The organism is Pseudomonas sp. NPDC089407, from assembly GCF_044900445.1.
Classification (GTDB): domain Bacteria; phylum Pseudomonadota; class Gammaproteobacteria; order Pseudomonadales; family Pseudomonadaceae; genus Aquipseudomonas.
In genome coordinates this window covers 254,823-268,435 of sequence record NZ_JBJDNB010000004.1, presented here as the reverse complement: position 1 = coordinate 268,435, position 13,613 = coordinate 254,823, and the positions used below count along the sequence as shown (strand labels likewise).

Genomic DNA, 13,613 nt, shown 5'->3' with positions numbered 1-13,613 from the left:
GCGAGGTTACTGATCATCTCGCCCAGGGATGCGTTCTTGCCCCCCACATGCTCTACATCATGGACGCCGAGCTTATCGAGGGAAACTACGTACTCAACCACGTTTGAATCTCCAGTAGACATTGCAGACACGCTCATCGCTCAGACAGCGCAGCACGGTGTTCGTGATTCTGGGTGCCAGAGGCATGAGTCCTTCTCTGGTGGATCAGGCCAAGGCAGATGATCATCACGGCCAGGAGCCCGGTCGCTGTGATCTCCGAGCGATAGGCGGGAATGAAGAACATGCCGATCAGTGCCCCACTGATGAACAGAATCACTGCCCAGGTCAGCCACGGGAACAGCCACATGCGAAACGCCGGCGTCTTGCCCGCGGCAATCAGCTTCTTGCGCAGGCACAGCTGCGAGATGGCGATGACCAGGTAGACAAGCAGGGCAACAGCACCGGAGGTGGAAAGCAGGAACTTGAAGACGTTTTCGGGAGCGAAGTAATTGACAAAGGTTGCCGCAATGCCGATCACCGTCGAGCCTACCACCGCTGCAAGCGGCACATTCGCCTTAGTGGTGTACTTGTACAACCGTGGTGCATCACCGCGTTTGGCCAGCGAATAGAGCATGCGCGAGGCGGTATATACCTGCGAGTTCATGCAACTGGCGACCGCCAGCAGTACGACGATATCGATCAGCAGATTAGCGTTGGGGATATTCATGATCTCCAGCGCCCGCTGGAACGAGCCAACCTCTGGGAGGCGAGGGTCGTCCCAAGGCACCACGGACAAAATCATCAGAATCGACAGCAGGTAGAAGACGCAGATGCGCCATACCACCGAATTGGTGGCGCGGGTGATTTGGCGGGCCGGGTTCTTGGATTCCGCTGCCGCGATAGTGACCACTTCGGCGCCGATGAAGCTGAACATAGTCGTCAGCATGGCGCCGATGACTGCTGATAATCCGTTCGGTGCGAAGCCACCGTGCTCGGCCATCAGCTGTCCGATGCCGCTGACCTCACGATTGGGTAGCAACCCCATGAGTGCGGCTGCGCACAGGGCAATGAAGGAGATGATCGCGACAATCTTGATCAGGCCAAACCAGAACTCGAACTCACCGTAACGGGCAACACTGAAGAAGTTGGAGCACGTCAGCAACACGATCACGGCCATGGCAGTGATCCAGGTGTCGATGGCCGGCACCCACGTATGAACGATGTTCGCTGCAGCAATGGCTTCCAATGGAATGGCCAGTACCCAGAACCACCAATACAGCCAGCCGATGCTGAAGCCGGCCCAAGGGCCGATCGCCCGGTCGGCATAGGTTGAAAACGAACCGGTATCCGGGGACGCGACGGCCATCTCGCCCAGCATTCGCATGACCAGCACGACAAGCGCGCCAGTAAAGATGTAGGCCAGGATAACGGCCGGACCGGCCTTGGCAATGGCATGCCCTGAGAAGACGAACAGGCCTGCACCGATGACGCCGGCAATCGACAGCATGGTGACATGGCGCTGCTTAAGGCCGGGAGCGAGTGATGTATTTGACATGGATAGACTCATTATTTGTTCTTGGAGCGTTCTAATCCGTACAACAGGCAAGGCCCCAACGCACTGAGTGACGTCGTGCGGTGGGGGCAAGCGCTAGCGCACGCTTGCCTTCTGGAACGGGCACTGTGGTGTCAGTGCCAACGTGTCTGGGGCATGGCCGAGCAGCTCGCAGAGCGCGTCGACGATAATTTGGTGATCCTGCCGATCAGGCAGGCCGGAAACCGTTACCGAGCCGATGACACCTGTGCCGCGAACGATGATTGGGAAGCCGCCACCGACGCTTGCGTACTCGGCTGGTGAAAGGAAATAGCGCTCGCTAATGTCCAGGCCTTCCAGGGCCAGCTGGTAACGAATTCGATAAGAACTGCGCAGGAAGCGCTGGACGGTGTTGTTCTTGCGGGCCACCCAGGCGAGGTTGTCAGATGTGATGCCGGCCCTGGCGGCGAAGAACAGGGGCCGATCGAAGCGCCTCACATCAATCACTAGCGGCCACGACTCGGCAGTTGCCTGCTGGTACAGAAGGCTGCCCAGTTGCCAAGCCGTTTCCTCGTTGAAACGTGGGAATTGGAGGGTTTCTTCCTGGCGAATCAAAAGTGCCAGTTCATCGTTCAGGCTCATGGTCGACCTCCATTCAGCGGTCCGCTGCTCGCGCGGACCCTACAGATCACAAAAGCTTGGGGTGAAAGCATTGTTGAGTTAAATCCATTTATTCTCACGCAATGTTGCGAACTCGCTCACCAATAATCAGGCGAAGCGCTGAATGTTCCAGCATCCGCCATTTCTAGCCTTCATGCAGTATTTGCCGGTTACGTCGCCAGCGCTGGAGGTAGTTGACAGCTTCCAGCATAGTTTTTATTGTGAATGCAGTCATGCACACAAAATCGCATGCAGCAGCTGCCGTACCTTCCTGCCAAAAAACAATGAATATCAGTGAGGTGTGAAATGGTTCTTCCGGTCCCGTCGTATCTGAAAGGTCTCTTCGTTGGCGCAAGCCTGTGCGGCGCACTGCTGGCTCAGTCCACTGCCCACGCGGCGGAGCCGTCTGTTTGGCAAGATATTCAAAAGGCAGGTGAGTTGCGCTGTGGTGCGGCGGTGGCCGCGCCCTATGTAATGCGCGACGCCAAGACGGGTCAGTACAGCGGCTATTTTGTAGACCTGTGCCGCGATTTTGGCGAGAAGGTGCTGAAGGTGAAGGTGTCCTTCGTCGATACCAACTGGGACAACTTGGTGGCTGGGCTGCAGAGCAACAAGTGGGACCTGGCGATGGCACTGAATCAGACCCCCGAGCGGGCCTTGGCCGTTGCCTTCACGGTTCCTGCAACCGACTATCAGGTGTCGCTCCTGGTCAACAAGAGCAACCCCAAGGTCGCCGAGGTAAAAGAGGACATTTCTGCGCTCGACAAGCCCGAAGTGACCTTCGCTGTAATGTCCGGTACCGCACAGGACAAGGCCATTTCCTCGGTGATTCGCAACGGCAAGATCATGCGCCTGCCTGGCATGGACGAGGCTCGTCTGGCGGTGATGTCCAAGCGCGCCGATGTGCTGGTCGATGCCAGTGACACAAACCATCTTTTCGCGCTGGCGAACCCAGACTGGACACGCGAAATTTTGCCAAAGCCTGCGCTGGCCAAACAGGGTGTCTCCTTCGGCGTGCGTCGGGATATTTCAGCAGCTGACCTCGAAGTGCTGAATATCTACCTGCGCCAGCGTCGGGACACCGGTGAGATTCAACAGCTGGTAGATAAGGCCTCCGTTGAGGCGAATGCAACCAAGTAGTAGAAGCAAGATGGCCGCTCGCCGAAAGTGCGAGCGGCCCATATCGATTTTCAGCAAAGGAAGGTGAGCACCATGAGTGACCTGACACGCCCTCTGGCAGGGCAGACTGTTTTGGTAACCGGAGCATCGGGTGGCATCGGCGCTGCCATCGTCGAGCAGTTGGCTGCCGAAGGAGCTCGGCCGGTGATTCACTTCAGCCGTGATGCGCAGGGCGCTCAGAAGCTACTGGACCGTATCGGCGGCAAGGGCTGGATTGTTCAAGGTGACTTGAGTGATGAGTTCGGTCCCGAGCAACTGTGGCAAGCCGCGCTGGACGTGTGTGGCGGGCGGATTCATGGGTTGGTCAATAATGCAGGGATCCGTACCGAGATACCGCTGGAGGCGGCGTCTGCTGAATGGCGCAAAGCGTGGCGGCGCGAGTTCCAGGTGAATTTCTTCGCCGCAGCGGATCTTTGCCGTGAAGCAGTGGCCCACTACCGGTTGCATGGAGGTGGCCGAATCATCAACATGGCAAGCCGTGCGGCGCAACGTGGCTACGCAGCTGATGCACTGCCATACGGTACTAGCAAGGCGGCCCTGATCAACCTGACAAAATCGTTGGCCCGTAGCGTAGCGGGCGAGGGTGTGGTAGCTGTGGCCATTGCGCCAGGATGGGTGCGTACCGATATGGCGGAGCAGTACATCGCACAATATGGCGAGGCCGCAGCTGTTTCGGATATTCCGGTCGGGCGTATGGCCAGCCCGGTTGAAATTGCCGAGCTTGTCGCGTTTACGCTGCGACCGTCTCAAGCCTCGCTGAACGGCGCTACCCTTGACGTCAACGGTGGCAGCTATATCCGCTGAGCGAACCCGGTGCGTCCTGGGGGCGCACCTTCAAAGCCTCTCAGACGGACCTTTCGCCGGCACCGGGGCCTGAGTTGAGCAAGGTTGCTGATCCAATGCCTGAAGACAAATGCCCTTGCCTCTGTATGTCTTGATCTCGAAAACGGACCTCAGTCTGCACAGCACGCCTCTTAGATAGTGAACCTGCACTTCGATCAACTTGGTCCCCGGATCGAACTCATATCCCCATATCTCTCTGTAGATCGCTTTCCGGCTGACAATTTGGCCGCTGTTCTGAACCAGTAACTGCATCAGGCGATAGGGGGTCGGCTTGAGGGTATGCGATACCCCGTTGCAGTAAATTTCGAATCTTGACGAATCAAGCCGCAGCGCTTCATCCGTACCCGCCAGCGCTGAGCGCTCAAAAACCCGCCGTATGCCGTTCACCACCAAGCCGCCGATATCAATACTGAAAGCAAGAATTTTATAATGCATGCAGTGCTGAGTACAATTGTACGGTTTGGTTAATTTTCGAGCGGGCCGCCGTACAGATCTTCGACGGGTCTTGACGAACGCTCGCCTTCAGGTACCTAGCGGCCTTGCTCGCCACTACCACTTGCGGCGGACTGCCATTCACCGCCGAGTGTCTTGTACAGCGTCACCCGGTTGGTCTGTTCTGTCAGCTTCAGGCTGATCAGCGATTGCTGCGCTGAGTAGAGCGTGCGCTGAGCGTCAAGCACATCCAGGAAGCTGTCCGAGCCTTGCTTGTAGAGCGCCAGCGAAAGCTGGTAAGCGGTGTCGGTGGCTTCGGTAAGGCTGCGCTGGGCATCGAGCCGCTCATTGATGTGGGCGCGGACTGACAGCGCATCGGCCACTTCGCTGAACGCGGTCTGGATCGTCTTCTCGTAGGTCGCCACTTCGATTTCGCTGTTGACCTTGGCTGCATCCAGGCTGGCCCGATTGCTGCCTGCGTTGAAGATCGGCAGGTTGATCGAGGGGGCGAAGCTCCAAGCGCCGCTGCCACCTTTGAACAACCCGGACAGCTCGCTACTGGCGCTGCCGCCGCTGGCGGTAAGGGTAATGCTCGGGAAAAACGCAGCCCGGGCCGCGCCGATATCAGCATCGGCCGCCTTCAGGGTATGTTCAGCGGCCAATACGTCCGGGCGACGCTGCAGCAGGCTTGAGGGCAGGCCCTGCGGTACGCCCACCAGCAGTGTGGTATCGAATGGCTGGTCGCCTGGCAGTAGCGCGTCGCTCAGGCGTTGGCCCACCAGCAGTTCGAGCGCGTTTCGGTCCTGCTCGACCTGGCTGGCATAATTGGCCGCATCGGCCCGAGCGGACTCGACTGTACTGCGCGCTTGCGCCAGGCTCACCCCGGACTCGCCGCCCAGCCCATGGCTCTGCTGCACCAGCGTGTAGGTTTTCTGCTGGCTGGCATAGGTGTCATTGGCCAGCTTCAGCAGTTGCTGGTCGGCGGCCAAGGTCATCCAGGCCGTCGCGACTTCGGCTACCAGGCTGAGCTGCGTGCTGCGGCGCGTTTGCTCCAGCGAAAGGTACTGCTCCAGCGCAGCGTCCTTGAGGTTGCCCAGGCGGCCAAACAGGTCCAGCTCATAGCTGCTGACGCCAAGGCCGACGCTGTACTGGCTGCTGACCGCCGAGCTGCCGTTGGTCACGCTGCGCTGGCGGGTACCGTCGGCAGTTGCCGAAACTGCCGGAAACAGCTCGGCGCGCTGGATACGGTACTGCGCCCGCTGGTACTCGACATTCAAGGCAGCCACGCGCAGGTCGCGGTTGTTGGTCAACGCCAGCGCCACGGTGTCGCGTAGGCGGGCATCGGTGAACAGCGATTTCCAGCTGATATCAGCGCTTGCGGTGGTTGCGCCGGTGGCGGTTGGCCACTGCTCGGCTACCGGTGCTGCCGGGCGCCGATAGTCAGGAGCGAGGTTGACGCAGCCAGTGAGGGCCAGCGCCAGCAAAAGGGGGAACAGACGCATCAAGCTTCTCCTGCAACAGTATCGACAGTGCTGGCGCGTCGGCCGGCCAAGCGCTGTACCAGTACATAGAACAACGGGATGAAGAACAGGCCGAGCACGGTTGCGGCGAGCATGCCACCCAGCACGCCGGTACCGATCGCCTGTCGTCCACCGGCCCCGGCTCCGCTACTCAGCGCCAGCGGCAGCACACCCAGGATGAACGCAAGCGACGTCATCAGTACCGGCCTAAGGCGGATGCGCACCGCTTCCAGGGTGGCAGTGATGAGGTCTTGGCCACGCTCGTATCCTTCTTTGGCGAACTCGACGATCAGGATGGCGTTTTTCGCTGCCAGACCCACCGTGGTCAACAACCCGACCTGGAAGTAGACATCGTTGGCCAGGCCGCGCAGGCCCGTCAGCACCAGCGCGCCAAGGATACCCACCGGCACCACCAGCATCACCGCAAAGGGCACCGACCAGCTTTCGTACAGCGCCGCCAGGCACAAGAACACGAACAGGATCGAAATGGCGTAAAGCAAGGGGGCCTGGTTACCCGCCATGCGCTCCTGGTAAGACTGCCCGGTCCAGGCGTAACCGATACCGTCAGGCAATTGCGCCATGATCTGCTCGACCGCTGACATGGCGTCGCCGGAGCTCACGCCACTGGCCGGCTCACCTACCAGTTCGTAGGAACCAAAGCCATTGAAGCGCTCCAGCAGTGGCGAGGCGGTGCTCCATGAGGTGCTGGTGAATGCCGACAACGGCACCATGGCATCGCTGTCGTTGCGCACGTACCAGGCGCCGATATCCTCTGCCAGCATGCGCTTGTCCGCCTCACCCTGCAGGTAGACTTTTTTCACCCGCCCGGCGTCGACGAAGTCGTTGACGTAGCTGCCGCCCATCACGGTGCTCAGGGTGTCGTTGATATCGCTGGCGGAAACACCCATGGCACCAGCCTTGGGGTCGTCAATGTGAACATTGAGCTGGGGCGTGTCTTCCAGCCCCTGAGCACGCACGTTGGCCAGGCGCGCGTCCTTGGCTGCCAAGGTAATGAACTGATCGCGGGCCTTGAGCAGCTCGGCGTGACCGAGGCCAGCCAAGTCCTGCAACTGCACGTCGAAGCCGGAACTCTGGCCCAGGCCCTGAATGGCCGGCGGGGCGATGACGAAGACATTGGCATCGAGGATCTTCGACAGCGCCATGTTGGCCCGGCGCGCCACCGCTGTGGCGCTGTGCTCGTCGCCCTGGCGTTCGCTCCAGTCCTTGAGCTTGATGAAGCCGCGCCCCGAGTTCTGGGCGTTACCACCGTTACCCAGGCCACGCACCGTCAGGATCGACGCCACCTCCGGTTGTTGCAGCATGTAGTCCTGCACCTGGCGGCTGACGGCCTGCAGGCGTTCGTCGGTGCCGCCCACCGGCAGGGTCATCTGCATCATCAGCATGCCCTGATCTTCCTCGGGCAGGAACGCGGTGGGCAGCTTCTGGAACACCAGCGCCACGCCGCCGAGCAGCAGTACGTACACCAGCAGGCCGCGCAGGGGACGCGCGAGTACCTTGCCGACACCGCGCTGGTAGCGCTGCGAGGTGCGGTCGAAAGTGCGGTTGAACCAGCCGAAGAAGCCACGCTGCGGTGAACCGTGGGCCGTCACCGGCTTGAGCAGGGTGGCACACAGGGCCGGTGTCAGGGTCATCGCCACCAGGACAGACAAGGCCATGGCCGCTACCAGGGTTACCGAAAACTGACGGTAGATAATCCCGGTTGAGCCGCCGAAGAAGGCCATCGGGATGAAGACTGCCGAAAGCACCACGGCAATACCGATCAGCGCGCCGCTGATCTCGCCCATCGACTGGCGGGTCGCCTCACGCGGCGCCAGGCCTTTTTCCGCCATGATGCGCTCGACGTTCTCCACCACCACGATGGCGTCGTCCACCAGCAAGCCGATCGCCAGCACCATGCCGAACATGGTCAACGTGTTGATCGAGTAGCCGAGCATTGCCAACACGCCGAAGGTGCCGAGCAACACCACCGGTACGGCAATGGCGGGGATCAGCGTGGCGCGCAGGTTCTGCATGAACAGGTACATGATCAGCACCACCAGAGCGATGGCTTCGAACAGGGTCTTGACCACCTCCTCGATGGAAATCTTCACGAACGGCGCGGTGTTATAGGCCACCTCGCTGCGCAGTTGCAGCTTGCCAGGGAAGAACTGTTCCAGTTCGGCCAACTTGGCTTGCACCGCTTCAGAAACGTCCAATGCGTTGGCACCGGTGGCCAGGCTCACCGCAAGGCCGCCGGAAGGCCGGCCATTGTGCTCGGCGACCACGTCGTAGCTTTCGCTGCCCAGCTCTACCCGGGCCACGTCGGCCAGGGTAACCACGGCGCCGGCACTGTTGTGTTTGAGCACCAGGTCGCGGAACTGGGCGGCGGTCTGCAGCTTGCTGCGGGCGTTGATGGTGGCGTTGAGCTGCTGGCCGGCGCGGGCGGGCAGGGCGCCCAACTGGCCGGCCGAGGTGTCGACGTTCTGCGCTTCCAGCGCGCTGCTGACATCCGAGGGCATCAGCGCGAATTGCTTGAGTTTGTCCGGGTCGAGCCAGATGCGCATGGCGTAGCTCGAACCGAGTGTGGTCACGTCGCCGACACCGCTGACCCGGCTGATCTGGTCATACAGGGTACTGGAGATGAAGTCACTGATGTCGGTGGCGGTCACATCAGGATTGTCCGACACCAGCGATACGATGATCAGAAAGTCGCTGGCCGAATTGTTGATCTGGATACCCTGCTGCTGCACGGTATCGGGCAGGCGCGCCTTGGCCTGCTCCAGCTTGGTCTGCACCTGCATTTGCGCAGTGTTTACATCCGTGCCGGCCTCGAAGGTCAGGGTGATTTTTGCGCTGCCGGACGAGCTGCTGGTGGAGGACATGTAGGTGAGGCCGTCGAGGCCGGTCATCTGCTGTTCGATGACCTGGGTCACCGAGTCCTCCATGGTTTTGGCCGACGCGCCTGTGTAGGTGGCGTTGAGGCTGATCTGCGGCGGAGCGATGTTGGGGTATTGCGCCAGCGGCAGTTCGAAAATGGCCAGGCCCCCCCCGAGCATGATCAGGATGGCGATGACCCAGGCGAAGATTGGCCGATCGATGAAAAAGCGTGCCATGGACTGGGCCTCAGTTACTGTCGTTGTGGGCGGTCAGGGGGTTGTTCTGCACCTGCACCTGTTGGCCAGCACGCACCTTTTGCAGACCCTCTATGATGACCTTGTCGCCTGCTGCCAGGCCCTGACTGACCCACCAGCGGTTGTCCACCGCGCGGGCCAAGGTCAGCTCACGCTGCTCTACCTTGCCATCGACCACTACCAGGGCGGTGGCGCCACCGCGCTCGTCACGGCTGACCGCCTGCTGCGGTACCAAAATGGCGTCGTTCTGTACGCCTTCCTGCAGCGTTGCCTTGATGTACATGCCCGGCATCAGCAGGCCGTCTGGATTGGGCACCACTGCGCGGAACGTCACACTGCCGGTGCTTTCGTCAACGCTTACGCCATTGAAAGTGAGGGTGCCGGCATGGGCGTAGGTGCTGCCATCTTCGAGTTCCAGGGTCACACGTGCGGCATCCGCCTGCCCGCTGCGTGCCAGCTTGCCTTCGGCCAGTTCGCGCTTGAGGCGCAGCAAGGTGCTGCTCGGCTGGGTGAAATCGACGTAGATCGGATCGAGTTGCTGTACCGTGGTGAGGGCCGTGGTCTGCTCGGCAGTGACCAGTGCGCCAGGGGTGACCGTGGAGGTGGCGGTGCGGCCATCGATTGGCGCGTTGATGCGGGTGTAGTCGAGGTTGATCTGCGCAGTGCGCTGTTCTGCCAGGGCGGACTGCAGGCTGGCACGGGCCTCGAGAAGGGCCGACTGGGCGCTTTCGTTGTCTTCGGCACTGATGGCGTCGAGCTTCACCAGTTGCGCATCACGCTTGGCTTTGAGTTCAGCAGCCCGCAGGGTGGCTCTGGCCGAACTGACGGTGGCCTTGGCCTGGGCCAAGGTGGCCTGGTAGGACTGTGGGTCAATCTGGTACAGCGCCTGGCCGGCCTTGACCGTGTCGCCCTCGTTGAACAAGCGCTGTTGGATGATGCCACCGACCTGGGGGCGGATCTCGGCTACCAGGTGGGCGCTGGCGCGACCGGGCAGGGTGGTGGTCAGGACCTGGGCGGCGGTGGTCACTTCATGCACCGCCACCTCCTGTACGGGAGCAGGAGGCACAGCGGTCTCGGCCTCACCGCATCCCCCCAGGACAAGCAGGCCGGCGCCCAGCAGGAGCGCCCGGGACAAAGGTGAGCGTGTCAAGAACAGGGAGTGGAATAACATATGCATCGCAGGCTCCGAGCCAATTGATTTAGATGGCCCAAGCGTGCGCGGGAATTGTGCAGCAAATGTGCAGAAACGGTGGAGACTGGCCTGCGCGCCTTGCGGCACTGGCGTTGGCACGCTTCAATGGTGGCAATTTCAATTCACTGGCGGAGCCATGAAAGTCAGCCTTTCGCACAAGTTTTTCTTCGCGATGCTCGTGGTCTGCACTTTCGCCGTGTTGGGCATGGTGTTCGCCGCGTACCTGAGCTTGAAGTATGGCTTTCTCGGCTACCTCAACCAGCAAGCCGAGGAGCGCATGGATCGCATCGTGCCGCGGGTCGAGCAGGCTTATGCACGTAATGGCAGCTGGGATTTCATCCGTCGCGACAAGGACCAGTGGTTCGAACTGCTGCGCCCGGATGATACCCAGCCCGACAAGACGTTCGACCCCAGCTTGCTGACGGTCTCCGACCTGACCGGCGCATTCGTGCGCTTTGCCCTGCTCGATGCCCGGCGCCGGCCGATCATCGGCTACAGGGGGCCTAGCAGTGAAATGCTGCTGCGCCCGATCAGGTATCAGGAACAGGTGGTCGGCTGGATGGCCCTTGCGCCGCTGCAGTCGGTAACCAGCGTGGGAGACCGCCGCTTCCAGCTGAACCAGCTGCGCTCCAGCCTGCTGATAGGTCTGGCCTGCCTGTTGGCCACAGGTGTGATCGCCTGGTGGCTTAGCCGTGCCTTGCTGCGCCCGATCCGAGAAGTGGCCAGTGCTACCCATCGCCTTGCTGCAGGTGATTATGAAATCCAGCTGCCGGTGCGTTCGGCAGACGAAGCGGGGCAATTGGCCGGTGACTTCAACCGCATGGCCGCCACGCTGGCGAGCAACGAGCGGCTGCGCCGCGACTTCATGGCCGATATTTCCCACGAGCTGCGCACGCCGCTGGCGGTGATGCGTGCTGAACTTGAAGCCATGGAAGATGGCATTCGCCCGGTCGATGGTAACGGTCTGCGCTCGCTGCAAGGCGAGGTGGGGGCACTGAGCAAGCTGGTCGATGACCTGTTCGAGCTGTCACTGGCTGAAGTAGGTGGACCAACCTATCGACGTGAACGCATTGACTTGTGCGTGCTGTTACTGGTGGTGACCGAGGCCTTCGAGGCCAGTTTTTCGGAGCGCGGCCTGCAACTGCGGCTGGAGTTGCCTGGGCGGCCGCTGTGGGTAATGGGCGACGAAGGGCGCCTGGGCCAGTTGCTGTACAATCTGCTGGAAAATAGCCGTCGCTATACCGATGCAGGTGGCCATACCGTTTTGCGTGCATTCCAGGAAGGTGATCAGGTGCTGGTGCAATGTGAAGATACTGCGCCGGGCGTCGACAGCGCCTCGCTGGCGCGTCTGTTCGAGCGGTTCTATCGGGCCGAGCGCTCGCGCAACCGCGCGAGCGGCGGTACCGGCCTCGGCCTGGCGATCTGCCGCGGCATCGCCGAGGTCCACGGCGGCAAGCTTACGGCCAAAGCCTCGCCACTGGGCGGGCTGCTGCTCGAACTGGCCTTGCCGGTCGCAGGGGAGGATGCATGAGCCAGATTTTGCTGGTGGAAGACGAACCCAAGCTTGCCGCGCTGGTGGGCGACTACCTTCGCGTGGGGAGCTATACGGTGGACCACATAGCCGATGGCCTGCAAGTGATCCCGACGATCCGCCGGGGTCGGTACGACCTGATTCTGCTCGACCTGATGCTGCCCGGCCGCGATGGCTTGGACATCTGCCGCGAGCTGCGTGGCTTCAGCCAGATGCCGCTGATCATGATGACCGCCAGGGTCGACGAGATCGATCGCTTGCTCGGCCTGGAACTGGGCGCTGACGACTACATCTGCAAACCGTTCTCGCCGCGCGAGCTGGTGGCGCGGGTCAAGGCCTTGCTGCGCCGCAGCGGCGCGCAGCCGCCGAGCCTGGGGCTGGAACTCGACGCGCACGCATTCCAGGCGCGCTACAAGGGGGTCTTGCTGGAGCTGACCCCGGTCGAGTTCCGCATGCTCGCGGCCCTGGCGGCGCGTCCCGGGCAAGTGCTGTCGCGCGATCAACTGATGAACCACATTTACCAGGACCACCGGGTGGTCGCCGACCGTACCGTCGACAGCCATGTGAAGAACCTGCGGCGTAAGCTTACCGCCATCACTCCGACGCATGACCCGCTGCGTTCGGTGTACGGGGTTGGCTACAGCCTCGAATTCGAGTAGCTGTCGTTAGCGGCCTATGTTTGCGCCAGCGCCGGCGTTTCATTGCGCGCCGGGCAATGGCCCGGCGACCTGCCTGCCTATCAGAAGCCGTACAGCTTGACCGGGTTCTCGCGCAGTATCAGCTGCCGGGTAATGTCATCCGGCGCCCACTGCAGCAAGACGTCCAGCAGCGCCGCATCATCTGGTTTCTGGTTGGCCGCAAGCGTCGGGTGTGGCCAGTCGCTGCCCCACAGCATCTGTTGCGGATAGCGACCGATTAGCGTGGCGGCGACTACACCGACATCAGCGTAGCCCGGCGCTCCGGTTTTTGAGCGCAGGTAAGGTGCGGACAGCTTCACCCAGGTCCGCCCGGTCTCCATCAGGCGGCTGAGCGAAGCAAAAGCTGCGGACTTCAGGCCGTCGGGCTGGGGGACATGCCCCAGGGCTCGAGAATCATGGCTTCATCACGCGCATGGCGGACGGCCGCTATCAATTGGCGAGTGAGGTGATGCGCTTGAATGCGGTGTATCAGGAAGCACTCGATCTAGAACGACACGTTATGCCACGGTGTGCATCACCTGGCTGAACAGTCGGGCGAGACCGCCTCCTTCTACGTGCGCCACGGCGCCTACCGCATGTGCCAGTATCGGGTGAATTCTTCTCATCGGCTAAGGCTGATCATGCAGCCTGGCGATATGCGCCCGATGGACGAGGCTGCGGGTGCGCAAGCCCTGCGCGCGCCGTATGAGGTAGGCATTGCGCTGCAAGACCCTTTCTATTCCCAAGGGGCCACCGACCCCCACGCCGCCTCCATGGCTTTGCCGATCTATGGCGCTCAAGGCGAGATCATGGGGGCGCTGGTCATCTCCGGGCCCGCCAGTCGCTTGACCGAAGACAGTGCACAAAACCTGAAGCACATGTTCTTCGAAACAGCGCGGGACCTCATGCGCAGCCTTGGCTGCAAGGCGACGGGCTGA

12 protein-coding genes and 1 pseudogene are annotated in these 13,613 nt (G+C 61.4%); 5 read left to right on the top strand and 8 right to left on the bottom strand.

Annotated elements, in window-relative coordinates; genetic code table 11:
- From ACI2KG_RS05575 to ACI2KG_RS05565, 3 genes are all read right to left on the bottom strand, one after another.
- Positions 1-101 (bottom strand): hypothetical protein (locus tag ACI2KG_RS05575; protein ID WP_404661149.1); only part of this gene is annotated, 101 nt, incomplete at its 3' end.
- Between the two features lie 32 nt (positions 102-133).
- Positions 134-1,546 (bottom strand): GABA permease, encoded by a 1,413-nt coding sequence (gene gabP / locus ACI2KG_RS05570; RefSeq protein WP_404661143.1) that lies wholly within the window; start codon positions 1,544-1,546, stop codon positions 134-136.
- Between the two features lie 81 nt (positions 1,547-1,627).
- Positions 1,628-2,152, bottom strand: a complete 525-nt coding sequence (locus tag ACI2KG_RS05565) for a heme-degrading domain-containing protein (RefSeq protein WP_404661142.1) — start codon at positions 2,150-2,152, stop codon at positions 1,628-1,630.
- A gap of 324 nt (positions 2,153-2,476) precedes the next feature.
- Here ACI2KG_RS05565 and ACI2KG_RS05560 point away from each other — a divergent pair, with 324 nt between their 5' ends.
- Positions 2,477-3,310: a transporter substrate-binding domain-containing protein gene (locus ACI2KG_RS05560; protein WP_404661141.1), complete on the top strand. Its 834-nt coding sequence runs from the start codon at positions 2,477-2,479 to the stop codon at positions 3,308-3,310.
- Between the two features lie 72 nt (positions 3,311-3,382).
- Positions 3,383-4,153 carry an SDR family NAD(P)-dependent oxidoreductase gene (locus tag ACI2KG_RS05555; RefSeq protein WP_404661140.1) on the top strand — a complete coding sequence of 257 codons (771 nt, stop codon included), beginning with the start codon at positions 3,383-3,385 and terminating at the stop codon, positions 4,151-4,153.
- 30 nt (positions 4,154-4,183) lie between these two features.
- Here the strand turns inward: ACI2KG_RS05555 and ACI2KG_RS05550 are convergent, their stop codons facing one another.
- From ACI2KG_RS05550 to ACI2KG_RS05535, 4 genes are all read right to left on the bottom strand, one after another.
- Positions 4,184-4,627, bottom strand: coding sequence for a winged helix-turn-helix domain-containing protein (locus ACI2KG_RS05550; protein WP_404661139.1), 444 nt, complete (start codon positions 4,625-4,627; stop codon positions 4,184-4,186).
- Positions 4,628-4,722: 95 nt separating this feature from the next.
- On the bottom strand, positions 4,723-6,126 hold the full coding sequence (locus tag ACI2KG_RS05545) for an efflux transporter outer membrane subunit (RefSeq protein ID WP_404661138.1): 1,404 nt from the start codon (positions 6,124-6,126) through the stop codon (positions 4,723-4,725).
- On the bottom strand, positions 6,126-9,257 hold the full coding sequence (locus tag ACI2KG_RS05540) for an efflux RND transporter permease subunit (protein ID WP_404661137.1): 3,132 nt from the start codon (positions 9,255-9,257) through the stop codon (positions 6,126-6,128). Before ACI2KG_RS05540 ends, ACI2KG_RS05545 begins: the two co-directional genes overlap by 1 nt.
- 10 nt (positions 9,258-9,267) lie before the next feature.
- Positions 9,268-10,452 carry an efflux RND transporter periplasmic adaptor subunit gene (locus ACI2KG_RS05535; protein WP_404661136.1) on the bottom strand — a complete coding sequence of 395 codons (1,185 nt, stop codon included), beginning with the start codon at positions 10,450-10,452 and terminating at the stop codon, positions 9,268-9,270.
- Positions 10,453-10,603: 151 nt separating this feature from the next.
- On the opposite strand from ACI2KG_RS05535, the gene ACI2KG_RS05530 reads away from it, so the two are divergent.
- Both ACI2KG_RS05530 and ACI2KG_RS05525 read left to right on the top strand, forming a co-directional pair.
- The gene (locus ACI2KG_RS05530; RefSeq protein ID WP_404661135.1) at positions 10,604-11,998 is read left to right on the top strand and encodes an ATP-binding protein; all 1,395 of its coding nucleotides are present in this window, start codon (positions 10,604-10,606) and stop codon (positions 11,996-11,998) included.
- Positions 11,995-12,657: a response regulator gene (locus ACI2KG_RS05525; protein ID WP_404661134.1), complete on the top strand. Its 663-nt coding sequence runs from the start codon at positions 11,995-11,997 to the stop codon at positions 12,655-12,657. The genes ACI2KG_RS05530 and ACI2KG_RS05525 overlap by 4 nt, the downstream gene beginning before the upstream one ends.
- An 80-nt stretch (positions 12,658-12,737) precedes the next feature.
- Here ACI2KG_RS05525 and ACI2KG_RS05520 read toward each other — a convergent pair whose 3' ends face one another.
- Positions 12,738-13,079: an amidohydrolase family protein gene (locus ACI2KG_RS05520; RefSeq protein WP_404661148.1), complete on the bottom strand. Its 342-nt coding sequence runs from the start codon at positions 13,077-13,079 to the stop codon at positions 12,738-12,740.
- Between the two features lie 2 nt (positions 13,080-13,081).
- Here ACI2KG_RS05520 and ACI2KG_RS05515 point away from each other — a divergent pair.
- Positions 13,082-13,613 (top strand): annotated as a pseudogene (locus ACI2KG_RS05515) (IclR family transcriptional regulator C-terminal domain-containing protein); the annotation flags it as partial.

Bases quoted from the DNA above. Each gene is read 5' to 3' on its own strand.
- ACI2KG_RS05545 (WP_404661138.1), bottom strand. From the start codon at position 6,126: ATGCGTCTGTTCCCCCTTTTGCTGGCGCTGGCCCTCACTGGCTGCGTC.
- ACI2KG_RS05530 (WP_404661135.1), top strand. From the start codon at position 10,604: ATGAAAGTCAGCCTTTCGCACAAGTTTTTCTTCGCGATGCTCGTGGTC.
- gabP (WP_404661143.1), bottom strand. From the start codon at position 1,546: ATGAGTCTATCCATGTCAAATACATCACTCGCTCCCGGCCTTAAGCAG.
- ACI2KG_RS05565 (WP_404661142.1), bottom strand. From the start codon at position 2,152: ATGAGCCTGAACGATGAACTGGCACTTTTGATTCGCCAGGAAGAAACC.
- ACI2KG_RS05555 (WP_404661140.1), top strand. From the start codon at position 3,383: ATGAGTGACCTGACACGCCCTCTGGCAGGGCAGACTGTTTTGGTAACC.
- ACI2KG_RS05535 (WP_404661136.1), bottom strand. From the start codon at position 10,452: ATGCATATGTTATTCCACTCCCTGTTCTTGACACGCTCACCTTTGTCC.
- ACI2KG_RS05525 (WP_404661134.1), top strand. From the start codon at position 11,995: ATGAGCCAGATTTTGCTGGTGGAAGACGAACCCAAGCTTGCCGCGCTG.
- ACI2KG_RS05550 (WP_404661139.1), bottom strand. From the start codon at position 4,627: ATGCATTATAAAATTCTTGCTTTCAGTATTGATATCGGCGGCTTGGTG.
- ACI2KG_RS05540 (WP_404661137.1), bottom strand. From the start codon at position 9,257: ATGGCACGCTTTTTCATCGATCGGCCAATCTTCGCCTGGGTCATCGCC.
- ACI2KG_RS05560 (WP_404661141.1), top strand. From the start codon at position 2,477: ATGGTTCTTCCGGTCCCGTCGTATCTGAAAGGTCTCTTCGTTGGCGCA.